This is a genomic window from Brasilonema bromeliae SPC951 (assembly GCF_012912135.1).
GTDB lineage: Bacteria > Cyanobacteriota > Cyanobacteriia > Cyanobacteriales > Nostocaceae > Brasilonema > Brasilonema bromeliae.
The window spans coordinates 1,731-3,877 of record NZ_QMEB01000356.1; the positions used below are offsets into that span (position 1 = coordinate 1,731).

2 protein-coding genes are annotated in these 2,147 nt (G+C 39.9%); one reads left to right on the forward strand and one right to left on the reverse strand.

The window, feature by feature from the left end; genetic code table 11:
* Nucleotides 1–3: 3 nt before the first annotated feature.
* Entirely contained in the window at nucleotides 4–684 is a 681-nt protein-coding gene (locus DP116_RS27365; protein ID WP_169158127.1) for a winged helix-turn-helix domain-containing protein, read from the reverse strand.
* 736 nt (nucleotides 685–1,420) lie between these two features.
* Here DP116_RS27365 and DP116_RS27370 point away from each other — a divergent pair.
* A partial coding sequence (locus DP116_RS27370) for a CHAT domain-containing protein (protein ID WP_169158128.1) occupies nucleotides 1,421–2,147 on the forward strand: 727 nt, incomplete at its 3' end.

Here is a 2,147-nt window from a genome sequence, read left to right on the forward strand (position 1 = left end):
GTCTCATATTAAATCCGGTTTGCAAAATCGGTATCCAACCCCTCGAATGCTTTCAATCCAATTTGCTCGATCAATAGAGTCAATTTTTTTACGAATGCGCTGAATACAAACATCAACGACATTGGTGTTTGGGTTAAAGTCGTAGCCCCAAACGTGTTCCAGGATTTGGGTACGAGTGAAAACCCGTCCGGGAGAGCGCATAAGATACTCCAGAAGATTAAACTCGCGGCTGGTAAGTTCTATTGCTTGTTGATTGCAAGTCACTTTTCGCGTGATCCGATCAAGCTTAAGCGAGCCAACCGAAAGCAGATTTTGGCGATCGCCCACACTCGGGCGCACAACAGCATGAATTCGAGCCGCTAACTCTTCCACAAAAAACGGTTTGGCAATATAGTCATCAGCTCCCAAATTCAAGCCGGACAGGCGATCATCCAGTTCATTGCGAGCTGTCAACAAAATCACAGGAGCATTTCGACCTGAACGCCGCAGTTGTTTGAGAATCCATAGTCCATCTTTCCCTGGTACCATGATGTCGAGCACAATCACATCGTATTCATTGTCTAATGCCCGCAGATAGCCTTCATCACCGTTGTCGCAGTAGTCTACGACAAATCCCTGCTCCTTCAGTCCAGCCTGGACAAAATTAGCAATTTTTGCTTCGTCTTCGACAAACAGAACATTCACAACTATTCATTACTCGACCTATTGCTCCATTCTAGATTCATTACCATTTGGTTCAAATTACAAAAGTGTAATTCAGAATCAGGCAAGCTCCCCAAGCTCCTATTGAAAGCACAGATCAACATTGGAGAGAACCTCGCATTGCCACACAAATCAAGTAATTTAAAAAAAGAATTAGTTATCTAAATTACTAATATAAATTAAATATAGGTTTTTTAAAATACTATTTTATACTAATTATTTGCTTTATTCATGGTTTATACGTGCTCTAAGAGATGAGGGTTTAACTACTAGCAGCGAAGCACTAGTAAGGTTCTGGCATATACAATTTTCGGCAGAATGCTTGTGAATTTTATTACAACATATCTCTACTTTTCAAACATCCTCTTAAGAGTCATGTGATTTTTTCGGAAACGCCATTTTTACTTTTGTAGCTTTATCCATGCGAAAATCAATTACATGAGAAGCAAAACAAATAAAGAAATACACATTAACATTTCAAATGACTTTAAAAAGTAGTTTCGGTAAACCAAAAAGTTTTTTATAAGTCGTGCCATGCTGACATTTCAGCTAAATACAGGGATCTCAAAAAACAACCTACCTGTGTAGAGACGCTTCAAACAGCGCGTCTATACATGGGTTGGTGGTAAATAAATTATCTTAACTGAACCGTATTGGTTTTTACGTTGGTTTTCAAAAGTTTGTGGTTTATTGAGTTTATATAGCTGGAGTTGAGTAAATGGTGCAAACAATTTTAATTTTGGCAGCAAATCCTAAAGACACACTACGGGTGCGTTTAGAAGAGGAGGTGCGTGAAATCGATGCAGGACTTAAACGAGCTAGGCAGCGTGATCAGTTTGTCTTAGAGCAGAAGTGGGCAGTGCGACCGAGGGACATCCAGCGGGCAATGTTGGATATCAATCCCCAGATTGTTCATTTTTCTGGGCATGGGGCGGGAGATGAGGGTCTGGTATTTGAGGATGAAACTGGGCAAGCAAAGCTAGTTAACTCAGAAGCGCTAGCGAGACTGTTTAATCTGTTCGCGAATAATGTTGAGTGTATTGTTCTTAATGGCTGTTACTCTGAGGTGCAGGCTGATGCAATCTCTCAACATATTAAGTATGTGATTGGCATGAGGCAGGCAATTGGAGATAAAGCCGCAATTGAATTTGCTGTAGGTTTCTACGATGCACTAGGAGCAGGGCGATCCATTGAATTTGCTTATAATTCTGGTTGCGTTGCAATTAGATTAGCAGGTATTTCAGAGGAACTAACCCCGACTCTAAAGAAGAAGCCAAATATTGGAGATACGATACTTAGACATAATTCTCGATACAATAGAACGGTGGAATCTTCACCTTTTTCATCATCTTTTTTTAGAGTTCCTGGTATTCTGACAAGTATTATTACTATAATAGTCACAGGAGTCTTAATAAGTTTTTTTACATCCCATATGAATTCAAAGC